The 22,545-nt window shown below is 30.9% G+C and carries 19 protein-coding genes; 11 read left to right on the forward strand and 8 right to left on the reverse strand.

What is annotated here, in order from left to right; translation table 11 throughout:
- Positions 1-5 precede the first annotated feature (5 nt).
- From hslV to N2712_00575, 4 genes are all read left to right on the forward strand, one after another.
- On the forward strand, positions 6-539 hold the full coding sequence (gene hslV / locus N2712_00560) for an ATP-dependent protease subunit HslV (GenBank protein ID MCX8028473.1): 534 nt from the start codon (positions 6-8) through the stop codon (positions 537-539).
- Positions 536-2,137 (forward strand): cation:proton antiporter, encoded by a 1,602-nt coding sequence (locus N2712_00565; GenBank protein ID MCX8028474.1) that lies wholly within the window; start codon positions 536-538, stop codon positions 2,135-2,137. Before hslV ends, N2712_00565 begins: the two co-directional genes overlap by 4 nt.
- A 124-nt stretch (positions 2,138-2,261) precedes the next feature.
- Complete coding sequence (locus tag N2712_00570; GenBank protein ID MCX8028475.1) at positions 2,262-5,135, forward strand: hypothetical protein; 2,874 nt, start codon at positions 2,262-2,264, stop codon at positions 5,133-5,135.
- 208 nt (positions 5,136-5,343) lie between these two features.
- Complete coding sequence (locus N2712_00575; GenBank protein MCX8028476.1) at positions 5,344-6,591, forward strand: flagellar hook-associated protein 3; 1,248 nt, start codon at positions 5,344-5,346, stop codon at positions 6,589-6,591.
- A gap of 159 nt (positions 6,592-6,750) precedes the next feature.
- Here the strand turns inward: N2712_00575 and recR are convergent, their stop codons facing one another.
- The 3 genes from recR to N2712_00590 all read right to left on the reverse strand — a co-directional run bounded on the left by recR (position 6,751) and on the right by N2712_00590 (position 8,881).
- Positions 6,751-7,362 (reverse strand): recombination mediator RecR, encoded by a 612-nt coding sequence (gene recR, locus N2712_00580; protein MCX8028477.1) that lies wholly within the window; start codon positions 7,360-7,362, stop codon positions 6,751-6,753.
- Positions 7,363-7,483: 121 nt separating this feature from the next.
- Positions 7,484-7,744: a hypothetical protein gene (locus tag N2712_00585; protein ID MCX8028478.1), complete on the reverse strand. Its 261-nt coding sequence runs from the start codon at positions 7,742-7,744 to the stop codon at positions 7,484-7,486.
- On the reverse strand, positions 7,745-8,881 hold the full coding sequence (locus N2712_00590; protein MCX8028479.1) for a GGDEF domain-containing protein: 1,137 nt from the start codon (positions 8,879-8,881) through the stop codon (positions 7,745-7,747).
- A gap of 117 nt (positions 8,882-8,998) precedes the next feature.
- Between N2712_00590 and N2712_00595 the strand changes: the two genes are divergently transcribed.
- Positions 8,999-11,056 carry a serine/threonine-protein phosphatase gene (locus N2712_00595; GenBank protein ID MCX8028480.1) on the forward strand — a complete coding sequence of 686 codons (2,058 nt, stop codon included), beginning with the start codon at positions 8,999-9,001 and terminating at the stop codon, positions 11,054-11,056.
- Here the strand turns inward: N2712_00595 and N2712_00600 are convergent.
- Complete coding sequence (locus tag N2712_00600; protein MCX8028481.1) at positions 11,046-12,848, reverse strand: hypothetical protein; 1,803 nt, start codon at positions 12,846-12,848, stop codon at positions 11,046-11,048. The two genes, N2712_00595 and N2712_00600, sit on opposite strands and share 11 nt — an antisense overlap.
- 108 nt (positions 12,849-12,956) lie before the next feature.
- Between N2712_00600 and N2712_00605 the strand changes: the two genes are divergently transcribed.
- Positions 12,957-14,357, forward strand: a complete 1,401-nt coding sequence (locus N2712_00605; GenBank protein ID MCX8028482.1) for a glucose-6-phosphate isomerase — start codon at positions 12,957-12,959, stop codon at positions 14,355-14,357.
- Positions 14,358-14,386: 29 nt separating this feature from the next.
- Positions 14,387-14,710: an MTH1187 family thiamine-binding protein gene (locus N2712_00610; GenBank protein ID MCX8028483.1), complete on the forward strand. Its 324-nt coding sequence runs from the start codon at positions 14,387-14,389 to the stop codon at positions 14,708-14,710.
- A gap of 199 nt (positions 14,711-14,909) precedes the next feature.
- Here N2712_00610 and trpA read toward each other — a convergent pair whose 3' ends face one another.
- From trpA to N2712_00625, 3 genes are read right to left on the reverse strand one after another with little or no spacing between them, the layout of a single operon-like run.
- Positions 14,910-15,668, reverse strand: coding sequence for a tryptophan synthase subunit alpha (gene trpA / locus N2712_00615; protein ID MCX8028484.1), 759 nt, complete (start codon positions 15,666-15,668; stop codon positions 14,910-14,912).
- On the reverse strand, positions 15,669-15,977 hold the full coding sequence (gene rplU / locus N2712_00620) for a 50S ribosomal protein L21 (GenBank protein ID MCX8028485.1): 309 nt from the start codon (positions 15,975-15,977) through the stop codon (positions 15,669-15,671).
- A 17-nt stretch (positions 15,978-15,994) separates the two neighbouring features.
- Entirely contained in the window at positions 15,995-17,266 is a 1,272-nt protein-coding gene (locus N2712_00625; GenBank protein ID MCX8028486.1) for a trigger factor family protein, read from the reverse strand.
- Between the two features lie 180 nt (positions 17,267-17,446).
- Here N2712_00625 and fliM point away from each other — a divergent pair, with 180 nt between their 5' ends.
- Genes fliM through N2712_00640 form a run of 3 tightly spaced genes read left to right on the forward strand, consistent with a single transcriptional unit; the run spans position 17,447 to position 20,792 of the window.
- Positions 17,447-18,487, forward strand: coding sequence for a flagellar motor switch protein FliM (gene fliM, locus N2712_00630; GenBank protein MCX8028487.1), 1,041 nt, complete (start codon positions 17,447-17,449; stop codon positions 18,485-18,487).
- A gap of 1 nt (position 18,488) precedes the next feature.
- Entirely contained in the window at positions 18,489-19,550 is a 1,062-nt protein-coding gene (fliN, locus tag N2712_00635) for a flagellar motor switch protein FliN (GenBank protein ID MCX8028488.1), read from the forward strand.
- Positions 19,551-19,595: 45 nt separating this feature from the next.
- Positions 19,596-20,792: a DUF1577 domain-containing protein gene (locus N2712_00640; protein MCX8028489.1), complete on the forward strand. Its 1,197-nt coding sequence runs from the start codon at positions 19,596-19,598 to the stop codon at positions 20,790-20,792.
- Here the strand turns inward: N2712_00640 and prmC are convergent.
- A complete protein-coding gene (gene prmC / locus N2712_00645; protein ID MCX8028490.1) occupies positions 20,789-21,643 on the reverse strand; it encodes a peptide chain release factor N(5)-glutamine methyltransferase in 855 nt (284 codons plus the stop codon). The two genes, N2712_00640 and prmC, sit on opposite strands and share 4 nt — an antisense overlap.
- 106 nt (positions 21,644-21,749) lie before the next feature.
- On the opposite strand from prmC, the gene N2712_00650 reads away from it, so the two are divergent.
- A complete protein-coding gene (locus N2712_00650) occupies positions 21,750-22,208 on the forward strand; it encodes a hypothetical protein (protein MCX8028491.1) in 459 nt (152 codons plus the stop codon).
- The last annotated feature ends 337 nt before the right edge of the window (positions 22,209-22,545 follow it).

The following is a 22,545-nucleotide window of genomic DNA, read 5'->3' on the forward strand; positions in this document are numbered from 1 at the left end:
TTGTTATGAAAATAAAATCGACTACAGTTATAGGTATATTGAAGGATGATAGGCTTGTTATGGGTGGAGATGGACAAGTTACTTTTGGTGATACAGTGCTTAAGTCAAATGCTAGGAAGATAAGAAGGATATTTGATGATAAGGTTTTGGTGGGATTTGCTGGAGCTACTGCTGATGCATTTGCTTTGCTTGAAAGATTTGAAGGACATCTTAAAGAGAATAATGGGAATATACTTAAGGCTTCTGTAGCTCTTGCCAAGGAATGGCGAACAGATAAACTACTTAGAAGACTTGAAGCCCTTATGATAGTGGGTAATAAGGAAAAAATACTTATAGTTTCTGGAACTGGAGATGTTATAGAACCAGAAGATAACATAGCATCTATTGGATCAGGGGGACCTTATGCACTAGCGGCAGCAAGAGCATTTATCAAAGCAAATCCAAACCTTGATCCAAAGTTCATAGTAGAAGAGTCACTTAAGATTGCAGGAGACATATGTATATACACTAACCGAAATATAACTGTTGAGGAATTATGACTTTTCATATAGATACTATTACAGGAATATTTCTAGTATTTTTAGTTTCAGCTATATTCCTATATATATTTGGAAGATTTCAAGTACCTTTCATAGTATCGTTGATTCTATCAGGTATTGTTTTAAACCAAATAGGTGTGTTGAATCATAACGAAGTTTTCAAGGAAATAGCAGATTTCGGTGTTATGCTTATGTTGTTTTTTGTAGGTGTTGAGTTTTCTCTAAGAATCCTTTGGAGTTATAGAAAAGAAGTAGTACTTATAGGATTGGGACAGATTGTGTTAACATCTATATTACCGTTAACTGTGCTGTGGTTGATTACTAAGGATTTCAAAGTTGCTTTCGTTTTGTCTTCTGTTATTGTAATGAGTAGTACTATAACTATACTGTCTATCGTAGAGAAAAAAGGAGCAATAGGAATAAGATATGGTAGAATTACTTTTCTAATTTCGCTTATACAGGATATTGTATCAATACTAATCCTTGTAGCTTTGTCTTTTATAGTTAATACTGAAAGTTCAAGTGCTAATTTATTCGTTGGCAGTTTGATAGTCATCTTGTATTTTGTAGCATTGTACTATTTCACTAAAACTAGATTTGCTGAGATACTAGTTGTACGTGATAGATATCTTATTGTATTTTTAGCGATTGTTATAAGTTTTGGTAGTGCTACAGTTGCTAAATTTTCAGGTTTATCTCCATTTTTAGGTGCATTCATAGCAGGAATGATAATATCTGAGTCTTTTTTTGGACGGCAGATAGCATCAGAAGTTTTACCTATTAAGGAGATTTTTGTTGGTTTTTTCTTTGTTTATATTGGGGCTTCGATAACTTTGTCACTTCTTATAAAGAATTTTTCAGTAATAATACTTACAACTCTATGTATTGTTGTTTTTAAGTTTTTGGTTATGTTTTTAATACTACTAGCTAATAGAGAATCTGTGGAGCATAATTTAAGGTCTTCTTCTCTTATTAGTAGTATGGGTGAATTTGGGTTTCTTATACTTTCGATCTCATTAAGAGGTAATGTAATATCGGATGATGTATTTGTTATATTCTCGTCGTCGATAGTTTTGAGTATGATTTTATCATCTCTTTCTTTTCAGTTTGTTGATAGAATTGCGGATAGGATATCGATTCTCAAGATTAAAGAGTGGAATAAAGGTATTCTAGGGAAATTTGATGTAATAATAGTTGGATTTGGGCCTGTAGGGAGGAAGGTTACTGAAATACTTATCAATATGAATGTTCCACACGTGATATTAGAGACAAATTCTGAAACTGTCAGAAAGAATAGAAAAGTTTTTAATATACATTTTGGAGATGCTAAAAGAGAAAGTACATTGAGATGGGTTGGTATTGAGAATTCCAAATTACTTGTCATAACAACTCCTGTTAAGAATGAATCTCTTACTATATCTGAGACAGCTAGAGCTCTTAATCCTAATATCAATATAGTAGCTAGAGCAAGATTTACTTCAGAGGCAGAGTCTCTTAGGCAGAACAGGATAACTAATGTTTTGTGTGATGAAGAAATTGTTGCGGATTACATGGTAGATTTTATAAGAAACAGTTATTTTCTTTCTTCTGGGAAGTAATAAGTCATTTGATTATTTTATTCTAGTTTGAGTATAGATGTTTTATCTGTAACTTGGATGTTACAAGTTTGAAAATTCAGTTGCTAATTGTTTACTTTAAAGGCAGCTTGCAAGGAAAATTCTTATGAAAAGATTGTATTTCATTGTTATTATTTATTTTGTTTTTTCATTTGATCTCAGAGGACAGGTAAGTTTTTCTACTTTTGATCCTTTAAGATGTTGGACTAAGATACAAACTATTTATTTTGATATTTACTTTTCTGAAACTTCTAAAGGTACTGCTCAAAGACTTTCGACGATAGTGGATAAAATATATGAAGAAGTTAGTGAAAAGATGAATGTTAGGTTTGGTTATAGGTTTCCAATAGTTGTTGTAGATCAAAGTGATTTACCAAATGGATATTATGTTGCTATTCCAAGCCCCTTTATAGTAATATATACCTCAAAGATAACAAAGTTAGATAATTTTGTCTTTGATGATGATCTAAAAGGTATATTTATACACGAGTTGACACATGCTCTTGCTATCGAAGAAGCAAACGGGGTTTTTTGGCAATTTCTGAGGTTTATATTTTCGTACTATATAGTGCCAAATATGTATTTACCTGGTGTATTTATAGAGTCTCCTACTGTTTTGAATGAAAGTATTTGGGGTTATGGGAGACTTAATAATCCGATTTTTACAGATAGTTTGTATTCTCAATCGTATTACGGTAAGTTTAGAAATTTTTACAAAGCGAACCTTGTCAATGAATATCCTTTAGATGGGTGGTATTTGTATGGTGGTATGTTTTTTAGATACCTTGTTGAAAAGTATAGTTATGAAAAAACTTTGAGTTTCTACAAGGAAAACTCCTACTACTTGCCAAATAGTTTCTATCTTTCGTTTTTTAATACGTTTAAAAACAACTTATTTTCTGAATGGGATGAGTTTGGAAGGTATTTGAGCAATAAAGTAGTAAGTAGGATATATACATCTGAAGTACAGCAACTTTCTTTTGAAGGTGGATATAAAGAAAGATTAAGAAAATTTGATGATTTTATATTATACTTCCAAAGGGGGGTTAAGGGTGAATTACCATCTCTCAAGTATGTAAGAGTTGATGGTAAAGAAATTGGTTTTTTAGCTTACGGTAGGTATTTGAGTAGATTTGATGTAAAAGGTAGTAGAATTGCCTTTTTGGAAACTATTTCTTCCAAGTATTATACAAGAAACTTTTTAAAGTTAGCCAGAATAATCAAGAAAAGTATTCCTGTGCTGGTTGATGAGATTAGCACGGATATACAAGGAGTTTATGATGTTAGCGTAGTAGATGACAATACTGTAGTAGTTCTTGTCCAAGATGATGATACTGCTAGGGTTGTTAAGATTAATTTGGAAGTGGATAATGATAAGATTAATTTCAAGACTAATATACTTTTTGAAGGTCAGGATATTTTCTACAAAAAAGTTTCAACCTATGATAATCTATTGGCTTTAGTGGTTTCAGAAGATGGGCTAGATGTTATAAAAGTCTTTAATTTTGACACTTTAGAACTGGTATATGAACTCAGAAAATTCAAATTTGTATCAGACATAACAGTGACTAGTAATGGTATATTGTTTTCCGGTTTAAATGGTGATAAGATTGATGTTTTTGAAATTAGAGATGGTAAGATATTTAGAGTAGTATCACATCTTTTCAGTTTTTTTAATGTTGTTTCTGATGGTATTAGAATATATGGATTATCATTCTCAAGAGAAGGTGTTGACATTTTCTTTGCAGATAAGGAATCATTCAGTCTAGTTGCTGAGGTTAAAAAGAATTCTTTTGATTTATATCCAAAGCTTAGAGATATTGTTTCTTTCAAAACTAACATAACTAGTATTCAAAATTACAGTTATTTCAATAATATAACGCTTTTTTCTATAATTACATCATTTTTCCCAGATGTTCATTTTAATCCTGACTTTTCTTTCAGGAAAGTAGGGCTTTACTTTGGTTTTTATGATGAACCATTGGAGTTTAGAAGTTATTTTATAAGTATTGCTTGGAATCTTAATTCAAGGACTGTTGATTATGACGTTAGGTTTGTAGATTCTAGTATTCCTTATACTCTTTTCAGTTTTAGAGTTTTTAGAGATCATTTAGATACAAACTTTACAATGGTTTCGGGTCTTAGGAGTAGGGGATATCTTTTTGATACATTTACTCTTGATTACTATAGACTTAAGGTTCAAGGGGAATTTGGTAATACGTATCTTAAAGTCTATCCTTTTGTAGCTTTTTCTTTTCCATCATTTGTTGGTAGAGAAGTTGTAGATATTGTATTTCCAGACTATAGGTTTGATGATACAAGTGAGGGAATTGTGTCACCTTACTTTACTTTTGGTATTACTGTAAACACTTTGAGAAGTAGTCTTGGTGCTGTAACTTCAGAGGAAGGATTTTTGTGTAACTTTAATCTAAAGTTAGCTAATAAGATTTTTGGTTCTGAAGAAAATTCTTTGGTTGCTAGTGCTTTTTTTTCTTACTCTTTTAGAATTTTTGGTAACAATGTTTTGAAGTTAGGTTTAGGATTGAGGGGTAATTTGTTTTCAAGTTATTCTAATGCGTTTTGTTATGGAGGGTATCTATTTAAGGAATTATTTCCTGTAGAGGAGGGAGATGTATATAATATAAACTTACCTACTTATGTCGGATTTAGAGAAGATGGAGATTATTTTTTCACATCTCTTGCTAAGGTTTATCTTAAGTTATTTGAGGTTAACGAAGGTATATGGCCGATTTACATAACTGAGTTTTGGGTTGAGGTAGGTGGCAGGGGTGGTATTTTGTTTCAAAACTTTGGTGATATAGTTAATAGGTATTTAAGAACCGAACTAACTGTAGGGATATTCTTCAACTTAAACTTCATAGGTTATCTCGATACGAGGACAGGTATTGAGATGATTTACAATACACTTGTGAAGGATTATGTGGTTGAATTTGTTTTTGATTTTGTTTTACCTTTCTAGTTCATAATATTTATACATGGTAGTTTTATATTTGGAAATTTGATTAATTTTATGATATATCTGCCTTTGAGTATTGTAACTCTTGATCCTTTTAGTTTTGAATATTTGTTTTTTACTAAAAGTTTTTAATTATATTACGAAAAATATTTTAGGGTATTTTTATGTATCTTCTACCAAGGATGGTAGAGAGCATTAACAAGGAGGTTTTATGATAGGTAGAGTCACTCAGAATTCCATATCAAATGAATTTCTTTTCTACTTGAAGGATAGAATGGTTGAAATGAATAAAAGACAAATAGATTTGACAAGTATGAGTAAGATAAGGATGCCTGAAGATGATCCTGTAGGTACTACTATGTCGATGCAGTTTCAGAGTAGGTTAAGAGAGATAGAAACCTATATAAGGAATATTGAAGAGGGTGAAGCTAGACTTAATCTTATGGATTCAAACCTACAGAGTGCTACTGATATATTACATAGAGTTAGGGAACTTACAGTACAAGCGGCAAATGGTACCTACACTAAGGATGATACCAAAAAGATGGCTATAGAAGTTGATCAACTGATAAGGGAGCTTGTTAATATTGCTAATGCTTATTACAAGCAGACAAATCTCTATGGGGGTTATAAAACTGATTTACCTTTTAGAGTTGAATATGGCCTTTCGGAAGAACTTGACTATGAAGTTGTTAAGAAGGTTGTTTATATGGGTGATGATGGAGTTGTGATGAGGCAAGCTGATACATTTGATTTTGTACAGATAAATTTGAATGGTAATAGACTTTTTGCTTCGGAGAATATGGTTATAAAGTCATCTATACCAGGTACAGGCTTTATTGCGGATAGAGATATGTCTTTTAAAATAGATGGAGTTGAGGTGAAAGTTTATAAAGGTGATACTCTTGAGGTTATTGTTGAAAAAATAAATAGTCTGAAAATACCTGTTAAAGCTTACATTGATAACTCAACAGGTAATAATTTCCTTACGCTTGAAAGTACTATACCACACAATATAACTGTTGAAGATGTAGGAGATGGCGATGTTATGGAAAGACTTGGAATAGTAAGGAAAGGTGCTCCAGCTACACTTAATTACAATCCAGAAGCTAAAATATATGTGCTTTCTCTGTTTGATGTACTGATAAAAATAAGGGACGATATGCTAGCAGGAAGACAACAGAACTTAGGTGGTGAGGATTTATCTCTTATTGATAATGGGCTTGATAATTTTTTGAGGTATAGGGCTGAAATTGGTGCTAGAGCTGAAAGATTGAAAGTTGTAAACACAAGATTGAATGCAGATATAGTTTATGTAAAAGATATACTAGCCAAAACACAAGCTACAGATATTCCTCAAACTGTTGTTGAACTTAGAATGTTAGAATTAACCCATCAAGCAGGTCTACAAGTTGGTGCTAGATTAATGGGGCTTTCATTACTGAATTTCCTAAGATAATCTAACTTGATGTTGTTATCAGACTTGTGAATATTTGTAATTTTAGAGTTTTGATAAGCTTAGTACTAAATTTTGTTTACTTATAGGTTTTGGAAAGTAAGTAGGAATTTTTGTCTAACCTTATCAGTATTTATATTGAGTTTAGCTTGTTGTTATGTATTATGGTTCTATTTTATTTCTATTCTTTATTGCTCTAGATAAAGTAAGTGTGTCAGAATACTCGATATTACCTCCTAATGGTATACCTTTTGCTAGAGATGTCATTTTTACATTTATACCTCTTTTTTGTATAAGTGATGTGATATAAGAAATGGTTGTTTCACCTTCAGAGTCGGGATCAAGAGCGAAAAATACTTCTTCTACTTTGTTTCTAGTAATCCTTTCCATTAGTTTATCTATTGATATATCACTAGGACCTATTCCTTCGATAGGAGATATAACCCCTCCTAATACGTGATAAATACCGTTGTAGTGTTCTGTTTTTTCTATTGCTACTACGTCGTTTGGTTTTTCAACAACGCATATTATTTTCATATCCCTTTCCGGTGATGAACATATCTTGCATGGGTTTGTGTCTGATATCATTCCACACTCAGAACATATTTTTATTTCTTTTTTTACTTTTTCGAGAGAGTAGGTGAGTCTATCCAAAAGTTTATCTTTGGACATTAGTATATGAAATGATATCCTTTCTGCTGTTTTAGGGCCTATTCCTGGTATTTCGCTTAAAATATCAACAAGCTCTTCTATACTTTTGGGTAATATTTCCATATAGCCACCTATGCCTTGATTTATTTTTTATGCTATATTTAGTTTAGATGATGTTTGTAAAAGATAATTCTTATGTATTTTGTTAGATTTAGGAAGACATTATTAGAATTTACTCTTTCTGTTACTTCCATAAATCTACATCTATACCTATAAAGTTTTTTGAGTAAAAATGTATCAGAGCTTTTTTGATTTCTTTAGGTTCTATATTTCCATGTATTATTCTTATCTTTTCTGAAACGTATGATATGAAAGGATGGAGTGTTTCTTTAGAGAGTTTTTTTTCTTGTGTTTTTTTTATCATATCTTCGTATAAGTATTTTGCTCTTTGATCGTTTTCAATAAGTTTTTCTATAGATGCTGATATTTCTTTGTATATCGACATTTATAGCTCCCTTTCTTGTATTATAGGCATTTCGTTTGAGTATATAGTTATTCTGTTTCTGCCTGTTTTTTTAGAATTATAAAGTGCGGTATCTGCTTTTATAAATATTTTTCTGAAAAGATCGTTTTCATTTTGAGCGCTTTCTATGTCTTCTTCAGTTATTTCTGCTATCCCTATACTAGGGGTTAGTTTAATTTTAGTTCTTTCATCCGGCTGGAAAAATTCTGAATTTAGTCTATCTTTAACTTTAGTACATACACTGTATGCAGATTGAGAGTCTGTTGAAGGGAATGCTGCTATAAATTCATCTCCTCCGTATCTTGCTACTATATCCGAATTTCTTTTTATTTCTTGCCTTATAACATTTGCAAAAAATTTTATTGCTTCATCTCCTACGCTATGTCCGTATGTGTCGTTTATGTTTTTGAAGTGGTCTATGTCCATGACTGCAAGAGAAAGCTTTGTTTTAAATTTAATAACTTTTTTCATTTCATCTACCATTAAGTTTTTGAAGTAGTGAATATTATATAGTTCTGTTAATCTATCATGAATAGCACTTTTAAATAGCTGAGCGTTTGTAAATATAGCTGATGCTATATTAGATATTATTGAAAGGCTATTTATATCTCCTTCTGAAAAAATACTGTTCTTATTGTCTTCCTTTTTTATAAGTTCTACAACATACTCAACATTATCTTCTACTATTACTGGAACTTGGATTATGCAACAAGGTATTATTTTCAATATCTTGCCAAGACTAGAATCCTTTGTAGTTTGGTCAAAAGATATTGTGGGTATTTTCCTTTTTAATGTTATATCAAGTAGTTTACTTTCAAGTGTATTAGGTTGTATTCTTCTTACTAGAGAAGAAAAGTCTTTGTCTATTATTCTATTTCCTTTGTATTGGAATATTTCTGTGAATTCATAACTATCTTCTACACTTTCTATCAATCCTCCTGCATCTGAATTTGTGGTCTCTATCATGAATCTTACCATCATGATCTTCAGAATGTTAACTTCCCTTAGATCAAGTAGCTTGAGAAATTCAGAAAACTCGTTTATTATCTTTACAGATCTATCTATGTTTTTGAATAACGTTTTGTATTTATGCCTTATTTTCTCGCCGTCTACATACATCGTATTAGTAGATATATTTTGAAAAACTTAAATTTGTTTTTCAACAAAACCGATTAGGAGGAGATTATTAAATTGCAAATTTATCTGTAGATGTTGATAATTTTTAATATATAGTATATGGAATATGCTTATTTAATTCTTTTTGTTTTTTTAATTCTCTTTTTTGCTTTTTTAGTTGGAAAATTATCTGATAAGGTTTCAAGAAAAGATTTTACTTTGTCTAGAATGAATCTTGTTAAGAGATTTATTACTGTTTCTCTTTCTTCTGTTAATGATATTTTAAGTTCAGGAAGTGTGATTTTATCTAATCAGAGGTTTAATCGTATTTCTGGAAATGTTAGATCTTTGGATGATCTGATGTTAGAGTTTGTTAAACTTTTACAAAAGCTCTTTGAAGCAAAATTTGTTGTTAGTTTGAAAGTTTCAAAAGAAGGTTTAGTATATCAGGTTTCTACTGATCCTTTCTTTCCTTTTATCTCTGGTATTTCAAAGCTCAAAGAGATTTTCGAGAGTAGTAAACCATCTGAGATAATTGAAGAAAAAGTGCTAAAGTTATTATCAAAAAGCATGAATAAGCACAGGTTTGTTATACCTAGCGATTTATCTATTTTTACTTTGAAGGATGTTGTAGAAGTGTGTAGAGAAATAAAGTCAAATTCTATTCTTCTTGTACCTTTGTATAGAGACGAGGGAATCTCAAATCTGATTATAGTCTTTACTAATAATTACAACATGTATTATGATTCCCAGATAATGGTTAATATACTGAGTGATTTTTTGTCTTTATTCTTATTGTATGTTTCTGCCAAGCAATCTTTGAGACATTTTGTTTTAGAGCATGGTCCTGAGAGTAGTGATGTTAGATTGGTGTTTTACGAAGTTTTGTTTAATACAAGATCAAACGAAGTAATAAGTAAAACTCCGGAGGATGAAAAGTTTTGGGTTTTTTGGAAGTTAGTTAATATAGGTGAACTTAAGGAGGGACTAAAGTATAATAAGATTTTTACCATAACTAGATTTTCTGAAGTAGAAGAACTTGGTGGGGTATTGTTGGAGATTGTTTCAGAATATATAGATGATAGTAGGATAAGAATAAAGATATATGGTGTAGAAAAATCTTTTGTGAACAGAATGGATGAAGTATTTTTAAGAGTTTCAGATTTGATAAATTTGCCTATAGTCATATTTGAAAAAGTAGGTGGTAGGATAGTTAAGTTGAATAAGAATTTTATTGATACTTTTAGTGAGTATAACAATCTTAATAGTCTTGATGATCTTAAATCAAAACTGAAGTATATTTCTGAAGGTAAGGTTATACAGTCTGATGTTGTATATTCTATTGAGCCTTTGTATGTTGAGGAATCAAAGTTTGGTAGTATTTTTTTCTATCCAGTACAAATAGTAAACCAAAAAACTGCTATTGATTTACATTATGAAGCAATGAGAATTAGAAAGATAGTTTCTTCCGTTGAGGCTTTTAGTGGTATTGATAAATTAAGAAATATAAACTTTTACTTTAAGTATCAACCTGCTGACAAAATTTTGGAGGTAGGAGGAGATTTCTTTGTTGCATTAGAGATAGGTAAGAAAACTTTTGTTGGTGTATTTGATGTTTCAGGACATAATATATCTTCAGCTTTTGTGGCTAGTAATATTAAAAACATAATCGAGAGATCTATTCTAGAAGATAGAAATATTCAAAAAACAATTGAGTACATTAATAATTTGATTTACTCCCTTAACCAAGATAATTCGGAAATATATACATACATAACTGGTATATTGTGTGAAGTAGATGTTGATAGGATGAGAATGAAGATTATATCAGCAGGTCATAGATATGGTGTTATTCTTAAGGAAGATGGAATAGTGACATTTCAAAAGCTGATACATATTCATAAGCCTATTGGTATAAAGAAGGATGAGGAGTACCGTCCAGAAGAAATTTATATTAACAGAGGTGACAAGTTCTTTCTCTATACAGATGGTATAGTAGAACTTGAGGATGTAAAAAAAGGTGAGGTTGATGAGAGTAAAATAATTGACTTGATTGTTTTCTTTAAGAATCTTTCGGTTAAAGATACAATACAAGAAATATTTTCGTACATAAGAGCTTTAAAGGAGGTTAGAATTAGAGATGATTTTATAATACTAGGGTTTAGCATCAAAAGTTAGTCTTAATAAATAGGTTTCCTGGTTTCACAGTTGTTTTATATTTAAATTCAGCGTCCAATTCTACAAGTCCGTATTCTCCATCTCTGTCTATGATTTTGCCAGTTGCTATTGTATTATAGTTGTTGTTTAGGATGGATGAAATATTGTTGTATGTTATAATGATGTTGTCGTTTAAATTTGGAACTCCTTTTAGGTACTTTACAACTAAAGTATTGTCTTTTGAACCTAGAATTATACCATATTCGGGTAATGATGATAGAATTTTCCTAGTTAGGTTTTGGTATATTTCCGAGACAAAAAATTCACTAAATTTCTGAGATGTTAAGACATTAGTTATAACTCTATAGCTTTTGGGGTCTATAATGGATATGTTTAGTATTAGGTAATCTTTTAGTATCTCTGGTTTTATACTGATAACTATATCATATCCTTTATAGGAAAGGGTATTATTCTTTTGGTAACTTATATTAAGTTCTGTATTCGGTAATTTTATACTCTCTAAAGCCCATGTGATAGCATTTTGGTAAAATATCTTTTCTATGGGGTAGTTTGATTCTTCGATTTCGATTAGAAATTTCATATTTTTAGGCGATTGTATATCAACTTCCCAATTTGCGATTTTTGAACTGTTGGATACGAAGTTTACGAGATTTTCGTAAAAATCTTGTATTTTTATATTGTTAACGAAAAGATTTTTCCCTATACTTATTTCTTGCAGTGCTGTGTAGGGTGAATAGTAGAATTTGTAGTAGTTTCCTAGCTCAAACCATGAATCAAAGTTTAGTGGATTTAATCTTATTGATCTCGAAAGATATATGTTATAATAGGGAATTCCTTTACGTTTAAGTTTCATTGCTTTTTTGTATCTTTCTTCTGATAGATTTTGTCGTTCTCTTGATATTCTTTGAGGACTTAGTGCTATTTGGCTTTCTTCTATAAAATATCTAATTATTTCGTTTTCAGGGTTTTCGAACTCTTTGACAAGATCTGAGTAGTTTTTTGAGGTATAAAGAATAGATGCTATTGTTTCCTTAGGTAAGGGTATAATCTTGGCGTATTCTAGAGATTTTTTGTACTCTTTTAGTTTAAAGTAGATATCGGATAATAAATAGTATTCTCTTGAGTTATTACCAGGGAATAATATAGCTTTTTCTAAATTTTTTGCTGATTCTTCTAGTTTACCTACTCTGTAGTAATATTCTCCGTATAGTGAATATATTGATTTGTCAACCCTTTCTAAAAGTAATGCTTTGTCGAGGTTTGATTTTGCGTGTTGTAGTTTGCCTGTTGATAGTTGTATTTTCGCCATTTCTGTGAATATTCTATGGTTGTTGAATATCTTCATATAGGGTGCTAAGAATTTTTCCGCTTCGTATGGATGTTCAGATGCTAAAAGTCTAGAGTATGATACTACAAAAGTTAAGTTTGTCCTGGAACTTGAGTTTTTCAAGACTTTTTCTGCTATTTCGATAGCTTTTTTGTTGTTACCTTTTAGTCTTTCTAACTCGATTTGGAAGGCATTTAATGTTATGTTATCCCTTTCATATCTGAGTGCTTGAGAGAGATACTTTTCAGCGAGCTCATTTTCGTTTACATCAAGTGATATTTGAATAATAAAGATGTAATATGGTATACTTGAGGGATGTTTTGTTATCGCTTTTTCTAATTCGTTTATTGCTTCGTAGTGTTTTAGCTGGTTTATTAGATTTGAAACCTTTGACAGTGTTTCATCTGCGTTTATATTGCTCAATGTTGAGAGTATTAAGACTACCAAAATCAATATCCTTAGCATATTAAAACATTCTAATTAACGTAAATTGTAAGTTTCTATTTGTAAAGAGTAACTTTCTTGAAAAGAGAATTTTGAATCCTTTATCTTAAAAGCCTTAGAGAGGGGATTATGGGAATTTTTAAGTTTGATTACAATTATTGTCTTTCGAATTATATTGGTTCAAGAGTGGGTATTTCTGAAGATGAGCTTAGTTCTTATGAAAAGAAAATAAAGAAACTTCACGAAAACTTGATGATAAAGTCTCAGAGAGATTTGGGTTTTTATAATCTCCCATATGATGAAGAAAATCTCAAGGATATCAAAGAAAGACTGAAAAAATTTAAGGATAGATTCGATACACAAGTTGTTTTGGGTATAGGTGGGTCTGGGTTGGGGCCTGCTGCTTTACAGTCGTCTATCTTGAATTACATCTCAAATGAACTTCCTAAGGAAAAGAGAGGAGGTATGAAAACTTACATAATTGACAATGTTGATCCTGACTGGTTTTCTGATATAATGGAGGTTATAGATCCAAACAAAACTGTTTTTGTTGTTATAAGTAAATCTGGTTCTACAGCAGAGACAGCAGCTGGTTTTCTAGCTTGCTTTTCTATGTTTAAGTCTGTTTTGGGAAGTAGAATGAGAGAACATGTTATAGCGGTTACAGATTCACAGAAGGGCGAGTTGAGGAAAATGGTTAACGAATTTAGTCTTGAGTCATTTTCTATACCTGAGAATGTTGGTGGTAGATTTAGTGTCTTATCTTCTGTTGGACTTGTACCAGGAGAACTCATGGGGATAGATATTGATAAACTTTTAGAAGGTGCTAGAGAAATGGATAAAGTTTCAAAAAATCCTGAGTTGTTTAGAAATCCTGCTTATCTTAATGCTGTTATAGAGTACATATTCTATTTAAGAGGTATAAATATTTCGGTTTTGATGCCGTATTCGACTAAATTGAGTAAATGGTCTGACTGGTATGTTCAGTTGTGGGCTGAGAGTCTAGGTAAGAAGGTTGATGTAGATGGTGCTTATGTTTATGTAGGTCCTACTCCTCTAAGAGCAGTTGGTGCTACAGATCAGCATTCTCAAGTTCAGTTATTTAAGGAAGGTCCTTATGATAAAGTTATAACTTTCATCAGGGTTGAGAAATTTAATAATGAAGTGAAGCTTGAGTATGATGATAGCTTGAGTAAGTATTCTTCAATGGGGTATCTCATGGGACACACTATGAATGAACTTATAGATGCTGAGGAGAAATCAACTGAGGCTGCATTAGCAAAGGAAGGTAAGCCTTCAAAAACAATTATACTTCCAAAAGTAGATGAGTATTACATAGGGCAAATGATATTTTTCTTTGAAGTTTCTACTGCTATGTCTGGTGAGTTGTATAACATAAACGCTTTTGATCAACCGGGAGTTGAAGAGGGTAAGAACTTTACATATGCTTTGCTTGGTCGCAAAGGATATGAAGAAAAGAAGAAAGAGTTTGAGAAACTGTACAATAAATCAAGTAAATACATAATCTAAAATGTTTGCTGCAGTTAGGGATGTTAGATATGAAAGGTATTCTTGAAATAAGTATAGTACCTATAAAGCTAAATAACCAGAGTGCTAGTTTGTCTGATGTTGTTGCAAAGTTTTTTAAGTTGTTGTCCTTAAATTCAAAAGTAAAAGTAGAAATATATCCTACTAGTACGGTAGTTTATGGTGAAATAGAAGATGTCTTTGAAGCGTTCAGAAATGCTGTTGAAAAAACTGTTTCGAGAGATGAAATACCTAGGATTGTTGCATTCCTGAAACTTGATATAAGGGTTGACAAAGAAGCAACTCCTCAAGCTAAATATGAATCCGTTATCAAAAAGATTGATAATTTGAGCTAGTTTTAACTGTAGCTATTGTTATTAAGGTAATAAAAAGCTTTTATTAAAATTTTTTCAAGTAATGGAAAGATTTTGCTTTATTCATTTTGGGCATTTTATTCTAATAAAGTTAATTTCGTTTATGGCGTTATTTTTTGTGTCTTTCGATTCCTAGTGGATTGGTATTTTGATGTGAGTAATATTTTGACTTGAGTGAATTTTATTTTCGGAAAAACTCTTCTATTTTTTCTAGATAGTTTTGCGGATTTTGCTGGATAATTTTGATTATTGCACTTCCTATTATTGCTCCGTCACAAATTTCTTTTATTTTTCTTACTGTTTCGATATCTTTTATACCAAATCCTACTGCTACTGGAATATTTTTGAATGATTTTATTTTTTTTGTAATTGTTTCAAGGAGTTTTGTATCGATATTTTCTCTAATTCCTGTAGTTCCATAAGAACTTACTAGATATATAAAGCCTGTTGAATTTGATACTATGTTTTTTATTCTACTTTCACTTGTATTTGGTGCTACAAAACCTACTATTTTTAAGTTATTTGCTTTCAAAAGACCTTTGATTTTTTTTATTTCTTCGATATTTATGTCTGGTATTATGATGCCATCAGTTTTTACACTTGATAGTAAAGATAAGTTTCTTTGGATGTTTGAGAAAATTGGATTATAGTATCCCATTGCGAATATAGGTATGTTGAACTCTGATTTCAGAGTTGATATAAAGTTTGCTACATCGTTGAGGGTTGTACCATTTTCAAGTGCTTTTTGAGTTGAGAATTGTATAATTTCCCCATCTGCTATTGGGTCCGAGAATGGAATTCCAGCTTCTATTAATTGGGCAAAATTATTCCTTATTAAAAATCTTGCTAATTCAAGACTCTCTTTGAAGGAAGGGTATCCAACAGTTAGATAAACTATTGTAGGTTTGGTTTCTATGAACCAAGCTTTAAATTCATCCATTTATGATAGTGAATTTATCTTAAGTTTAGTTAAAAATGGTCTAAATCCGTATTTTCTTCTCCAGTTTACTTTATGCCTGTATTTGAATACTATTATTTTTTTACCCTTGAAGTTTTCTTCAACTACTGCTTCGACTTTCTTACCCTTTATATAGGGTGTGCCAAACTCGATGTTTTTATCACCTAATATCGCTAATACTTTTTCAAAAACTACTTTATCTCCTTTTTGCTTATTTAAGTTGTCAACTACTATATAATCTCCTTCTTTAACTTTATATTGTTTTCCTTGTATTTCAACCAAGTAGTACATATCTGCTACCTCCTTAATTATGTTATGAAGTCAAATAAAAGATACGGCATTTCTTCTTTTATCTGTTTGTACGATATTTCCTTTTTTTGACTTTTTGTTATTTCAAGAAGTTTGTTGTAAACCTTGTATTTTGATGTTTCTCTGGAGTCTTTTGAAACTAGTTCTGTTCCAAAAAGAAAATAGTATAATTTTTTAAATGCTTCATCAACAATCATAGACCTTAGAATTGCTTGAGGGTAGTAGTTATAATCTATTCTAGTTAGAGATATATGATATGGTGTTCTTAAATTAGATAACGTAGAGCTTATAGTTGTTAATACTTTTCTTAGAAATTCTTCTTCCCCTATGTGTACTTCACTATTTTCTATTACCTTGTTTATAGATATTGTTATAAGCCTGTTTATGTTATAGTTGATTATTTCGTTATTTAAGATATCAGATACTATACTTTGATCTCTACCGTATAACTTTGAAAATTCATTTATATTTTCTTGGACTTTGATTTCATCATCTTCAATAATTGTTATTTTTGATACTAAAGCTTGTACTTTATTTTCTACATTTGATGGAATATTGATGTCTTGCATGTAGTTTTGTATAACTTCCTTGAGCTCTTTTGACAAACTAAGCTCAAATGGTTCAAACAACTTGATGGATTTTATTTCATCTGCTAGTTTTGGATATTTACCTAGATGCAAGCTTATATCAATACCTATTTTGTCGTTTACTTCTATTGAAAGTTTGATTATGTATTTATCTTTTTTGCTTAAATCTATGTTATCTACATTTCTTTTATCTGCGAAGAATAGTTTGGCTAGTTCTTGTGTATCTATGGTATCTTTGTTTAGTGAGTATTCTGTAAAGGTAATATTGTTTAGCTCATTTTTTAATTTTTCTTCATCTTTTATGTATAGTGATGTTATACTCGATACTTTTACTACGAATACATGCTCATGTTTACTTCTTTCACCTGGTATTTCTATCTTTGATTCGTTATGGTTTACAAAAGAATCTATTATACTTATACTATCCACGCCATAATTGTGATTAGATTTGATAGATTGTTCTATTTTATCTGTTAAGATTTCTCTGAAAGTTTTGTCAATTTCTGATGCGTATTTGGAGTATATCAACTCTTTGGGGGCAGTTCCTTTTCTGTATCCAGGTATATTAGCCTCTTTTCTCCAAAAATCAAAAGCTTTTTCTTTGATTTGATTTATTTCATCATCTGTCATGTATAACTTGTATATGTAAATACCTAAATCTAGATTACTTGATTCCAACCTCATAAAATTACCCGTATATTTTGAAGTTTTGTGTTTTATTTTTTCAATTTAATTGCGAGCTAGGGGTTGGTGATGTTTTTATATTTCTTTATGGGATATTTATAAAATTTTCATGCTTTGTTAAATATTTCCGATTACATTTGATAAGAGGATACAAGTTTTTTATAATATAATAGGTAGTGTATGACGACTGTATTGTCTCAAGAGGAAATAGATAATTTACTATCGGCACTTCAAACAGGCGGAGAGATAAAAGAGACAGCTAGTTTTTCTGTTGAGGCTTCTCCTTCTGTTGTAAAGAAAAATATAAAAAGTTATGATTTTAGAAGGCCTGATAGATTTTCAAAAGATCAACTAAGGACACTCCAAATGATACATGAAACATTTGCTAGATTAACGTCGACTTTTTTGTCTGCTCAACTAAGACTTGTAGTTCAAGTTCATGTAGCGTCAACAGATCAGCTTACTTATGAGGAGTTTTCTAGGAGTATACCATCGCCTGCTACTTTAGGTATAATAAATATGGAGCCCCTTAAGGGTAATGCTGTTTTAGAAATAGATCCTACTATAACTTTTGTTATCATAGATAGGCTATTCGGTGGTAGGGGAGAAGCTATCAAGGAGAATAGAGAACTTACAGATATAGAGAAATCAGTAATGGAAAGTGTTATTGTTAGGATTTTATCAAATCTAAGAGAATCTTGGGCTAATGTTATTGATCTTAGGCCTAGACTTGGTAATATTGAGGTAAACCCACAGTTTGCTCAGTTAGTTCCACCTACTGATATGGTTGTTTTGATAACCTTTGATGTTAAAATGGGAGAGGCAGAAGGTATGATGAATCTCTGTGTGCCGTATGTTACTATAGAACCTATAATGTCAAAACTTAGTGCGCAGTATTGGTACTCAGGTATAAAAAAGGTTATGACAAAGGAAACATTAGATTTAGTTAAGGATACGTTAAATAAGGTAGATTTAGATGTTAGTGTTATTGTTGGTTCTACAACTCTTAGGTTTAGAGATATAAGGAAAATAAAAATAGGAGATGTCATAAGACTTGATCAAAGCATAAAAGATAATATGATAATGAGAATAGAAAATAAAGATAAGTTCTATTGTAGACCTGGTAAGGTTGGAAAGAAATTGGCAGTACAAATAACAGGTATAATAGAAAAACTTTCAGAAGATATATTAGAATTAGTTTTAAGGGAGGTTGAAGACTAATATGTTTGGAGGTGAAGGACATCTTTCTCAAGAAGAAATGGATGCTCTTTTAAGTGGTACTGAGTCGTTTGATGCTTTTAGAGGAATTGAAATGACTAAATCTGTTGATACAGGAGAAGGAATACTAACAGAAATAGATAGGTCAAACCTAACTGAACTATTTAGGCAAATACTTGAAGGCAAGAGGAATACAATAAAAGCCCAGGTTGGTAAAGAGGTATCAATATCTGGTTTAACTATAGATAATTTTGATACATACAGATTACCAGCTGAAATAGTAGGTGAGGTAGTTAATGTTAAGTTTAACATATCAGGTAATCTTACAGGTGAGATTAATTTTATTTATCCGTCTAACACTGTATTATCAATAACGAACCCTTTAATAGGGGATGAGTCAAATACCATTTTAACAGAACTTGTTATAACTACCTTTGAGCAGACTATGTCGATAATAGTTTCAAACTTTACATCTACACTTTCGGAGAAAACGGGTAAGACCATAGCTACTACTGCACTAAATGTACAAAAACTACCAGATGTTAGGAATGTAACATTTCCAAACGTTCCTATGATCATAATATCTTTCATGATGACGGTTGGTAATAAACAAGGTAAAGTTTATATAACATTGCCTCAAAGTACCGCAAAACAAATAATAATATCCTATACAACTAAAAAGATACCAGAAACTGAGAGAACTTCTACTAGGTATAAGGGAGATGTAGAAGAACAAGGTAAACTTGCTATCAAATCAGTAGAGTTTGGAGCTCTTGAGGAAGTACCTGTAGAAGCAGAAGGGTCTCTAGCCTTGATATTGGATGTACCAGTACAAATAACAGTTGAACTTGGTAGAACCAAAATGCTAGTTAAAGAGGTCTTACAACTTGGTGAAGGGTCTGTAGTGGAGCTTGACAAACTTGCTGGTGAACCAGTTGATATTATGGTTAATGGTAAGCTTATTGCTAAAGGTGAAGTAGTAGTTATCGAAGAGAATTTTGGTGTCAGAATAACAGAGATTGTTAATCATATAGATCGTATGTTTAAATACTCTGATAGGGGTTAGTAAAGTTTAAGAATGAAATTTTAGATAATTATTATTGGGTTTAACATGATAACAGAAGAGATTATTGAAGATTTTGATAGAATATATAAAGTACTTCAGTATTTCAAGGAGAATAAAACAATCTTGAGTACTAAAACAGATAATGGTATATTGGTTATGTCTGTTATATCTGATATATCTGGTAATACTATTGGGATTAGTGATGTTTCTGTGGTTACTGGTAATTCATCAATTGATGAATGTATAGGAGTAGAAGCTTTAGCAGAAGCTTCTTATGGTGCGAATGTAGTCAAGTTTGATACAGTTTTCATAAACAAGACTACTCTTAAATTCCCTCGAAGAGTTATAATGCATCCAAAAAGAAAATATATCAGAATATCAGTTAGGGGTAATCCTTTAATAACCAATATGTATGCTGTTCTTTCAATGAAAGTTATAGACCCTACTATAAAGGATAGCACATTACAACAGAAAATAGATGCTATTCTAAAGACAATAGAAAGTAATATAAGAAGAAGTGAAAACTATGATTTTGCTAAAGTTATGCTTTTTGATGGTTCTGAAAAAAGTGCAATATATCAATTAGTAAAACTTTATAAGAAACCTTTCGCCGTTTTAGATACCAGCAATATTAAACTCAAAGAGGATTTTGTTCTTACCTATGAGGACTATATAAAGTTTCTAGCAAAAAGTGGAAAAACTTATTCTGATATAAGTAAGAGCATAGATGAGATAAGACAATTTTATCTAAGTAATAAGATACTGAGCGAAGCAGTAGTTCCTATAATGTTTGATGAAGAAGCTATAGGTATAATAAGAGTTATGTCAAAAAATCAAAAGTTGTCTTCTGGTATGATAAAAAGGCTTATAGCATTATCTCAAAATGCGTCACTTAAACTTGAAACAGAAGGATCATTTGAGATAATAACAAAAGAAAATCAGGATATAATTGACGTTAGTGTTGGAGGTATGAGAGTTCTTATAAGGGATCAGATATTTCCTAAGTACACAAGGCTTGGTAAAAGAATATTTTGTCAGGTTTATTTCCCGGATAATACTTCTATCAAGACTTTATCATCTGTTGCTAATGTGTATGGTAGAGTTGAAGATAACTTGATTGATGTAGGATTAAAGTTTTCTATGAACATGGATTGGAAAGATAGAAACAAGCTTGAAAATTTTATAAACTCGATAATTGATCTTGAAAAGAAAGGTGCTCATAGATTGATTAAAGAAACTTAGTAGTTTATTACAACTACTCCTCTGACTTTTTGGTTTATATCTCTAAATGTTATAAAGTTTCTAAAGTTCTTAAGGTAAAATATTTTTTTTACTCTTTTTGCTTGGATTTCATCTCCTACTTCAAGTATTATCTTACCTTCCTTTGTTAAAAATTCATTTGCTTTATCGGCTATTTTGACGTAAAAATCGATACCTAATACCCCACCATATAGTGCCGATATAGGTTCTTTTTTAACTTCCTCAGGTAGGTTATCATAGTCCTTTAGGCTTATATATGGAGGGTTTGAGATTATTAGATCAAATTTGCCCCATCCTATGCACTCCCATATATTATCAAAAATATCTGATTTTATTACATCAACCCCATCAGTGTTACCTAATATGTTTACTATGTTTTCTTTGCAAAGGTCTATTGCCGTGTCTGATATATCAGACATAACTACATAAGAGTTTGGGAATATTTTCTTGAGAGTTATACCTATTATTCCTGAACCTGTACCTATGTCTAGAATATATTTGGGGTTTTTACATATTTTTTTTGCCATTTCTATGAGAGATTCTGTATCAAAACGAGGAATTAAAACACCTTCCCTGACTTTGAACTTAAGACCCCAAAAGTACTTGTATCCAATTATGTATTCAATTGGTGTGAGCTTTTTTCTACTTTCAATCATTTTCATTATCGTTTTTATATCTTCAAAACTTATATCTTGATTTCTGTTTAGATATATGTCAACTCTACTTATTCTGAGAACATGTGATATAATTATTTCAGCGTCTGTTTTTGGTTTTGTTATGCCTGCTTTGGATAGTTCTTTTACAGCTTCTTTGAAGACTTCAAAGAGCTTCATGACTATAAATATAATTGATTGTATGGTCTTTTTCTAGGATTTTCTTGTTTTTCTAATTGCATCTTCTATTTTTATATTATATAATTTTTCTAAAGAGGAGGGTATAATGAAGAAAATAGTTTTTTATGTTTTTTTTGTTTTTACAATGTTGGTCTCTTTGATGAGTTGTAGTACGGGGGAAGAGGATAAGTCAGGTAGAGAACTAGAAATGGAAATACAGAAACTTTTGGATGAAATTGTCGTTGAACTCAAAACTCCTAAGCCTATAAAACTTACTCCTAGAACGTTCATAGAATTAAATGCTATAATGGTAGTTAGTAATTATTTTTGGACCAAGGAGATTATTAATTCTAAAACTAATATAACTGCTGAGTTGTTAGATGAATATAGAACTAGAAAGAAGAAGGATCTTCTATCCAATTACAATATAAGTATTGAAGAATTTGAGAATTATTCTGTGAATAACTACCAACAGTTACAAAAATTTTCGCAAGAAAATCCCGATGTTGTTGAGAAGTATAACGAGCTTTCAAGGTCTTTACCTACTCTTTTTGAGGATTATTAATGTATTTTGCTTAGGTTTTGATGTATTTTTTGGAATTTAGTCTTGATATAAATTTTTAAGTTTTTAGTGCTTAGAGTGTAAGTATTAACTTTTAGATAAATTAGTTCTTTATATTTTGTAGTAAGGGAGTATTGTTAAATCTAGTGGTTGCAGGTGTATAATGTTGGGTTATAATTTCTTTATTTGTGTGGATCGAAGTAAAAAATATATGCGGTAGAGGAGTGAAAAACTAAAAATTTTTATCCTAGACAAGCAGCCTAAGTATTGCTTGAGGTCTTAGGTTAGCTTGTGCGATCATAGATACTGAAGCTTGAGCTAGTATTTGATTCTTTACGAA

It is taken from the genome of Brevinematales bacterium (assembly GCA_026415355.1).
Taxonomy (GTDB): domain Bacteria; phylum Spirochaetota; class Brevinematia; order DTOW01; family DTOW01; genus SKYB106.

Excerpts from the sequence above, each read along its gene's own strand:
- hslV (MCX8028473.1), top strand. The coding sequence starts at position 6 with ATGAAAATAAAATCGACTACAGTTATAGGTATATTGAAGGATGATAGG.
- recR (MCX8028477.1), bottom strand. The coding sequence starts at position 7,362 with ATGGAAATATTACCCAAAAGTATAGAAGAGCTTGTTGATATTTTAAGC.
- N2712_00610 (MCX8028483.1), top strand. The coding sequence starts at position 14,387 with ATGAAAGGTATTCTTGAAATAAGTATAGTACCTATAAAGCTAAATAAC.
- N2712_00625 (MCX8028486.1), bottom strand. The coding sequence starts at position 17,266 with ATGAGGTTGGAATCAAGTAATCTAGATTTAGGTATTTACATATACAAG.
- N2712_00575 (MCX8028476.1), top strand. The coding sequence starts at position 5,344 with ATGATAGGTAGAGTCACTCAGAATTCCATATCAAATGAATTTCTTTTC.
- fliM (MCX8028487.1), top strand. The coding sequence starts at position 17,447 with ATGACGACTGTATTGTCTCAAGAGGAAATAGATAATTTACTATCGGCA.
- rplU (MCX8028485.1), bottom strand. The coding sequence starts at position 15,977 with ATGTACTACTTGGTTGAAATACAAGGAAAACAATATAAAGTTAAAGAA.
- N2712_00565 (MCX8028474.1), top strand. The coding sequence starts at position 536 with ATGACTTTTCATATAGATACTATTACAGGAATATTTCTAGTATTTTTA.
- N2712_00595 (MCX8028480.1), top strand. The coding sequence starts at position 8,999 with ATGGAATATGCTTATTTAATTCTTTTTGTTTTTTTAATTCTCTTTTTT.
- N2712_00585 (MCX8028478.1), bottom strand. The coding sequence starts at position 7,744 with ATGTCGATATACAAAGAAATATCAGCATCTATAGAAAAACTTATTGAA.
- N2712_00650 (MCX8028491.1), top strand. The coding sequence starts at position 21,750 with ATGAAGAAAATAGTTTTTTATGTTTTTTTTGTTTTTACAATGTTGGTC.
- prmC (MCX8028490.1), bottom strand. The coding sequence starts at position 21,643 with ATGAAGCTCTTTGAAGTCTTCAAAGAAGCTGTAAAAGAACTATCCAAA.
- fliN (MCX8028488.1), top strand. The coding sequence starts at position 18,489 with ATGTTTGGAGGTGAAGGACATCTTTCTCAAGAAGAAATGGATGCTCTT.
- N2712_00640 (MCX8028489.1), top strand. The coding sequence starts at position 19,596 with ATGATAACAGAAGAGATTATTGAAGATTTTGATAGAATATATAAAGTA.
- N2712_00600 (MCX8028481.1), bottom strand. The coding sequence starts at position 12,848 with ATGCTAAGGATATTGATTTTGGTAGTCTTAATACTCTCAACATTGAGC.
- N2712_00590 (MCX8028479.1), bottom strand. The coding sequence starts at position 8,881 with ATGTATGTAGACGGCGAGAAAATAAGGCATAAATACAAAACGTTATTC.
- N2712_00605 (MCX8028482.1), top strand. The coding sequence starts at position 12,957 with ATGGGAATTTTTAAGTTTGATTACAATTATTGTCTTTCGAATTATATT.
- N2712_00570 (MCX8028475.1), top strand. The coding sequence starts at position 2,262 with ATGAAAAGATTGTATTTCATTGTTATTATTTATTTTGTTTTTTCATTT.
- trpA (MCX8028484.1), bottom strand. The coding sequence starts at position 15,668 with ATGGATGAATTTAAAGCTTGGTTCATAGAAACCAAACCTACAATAGTT.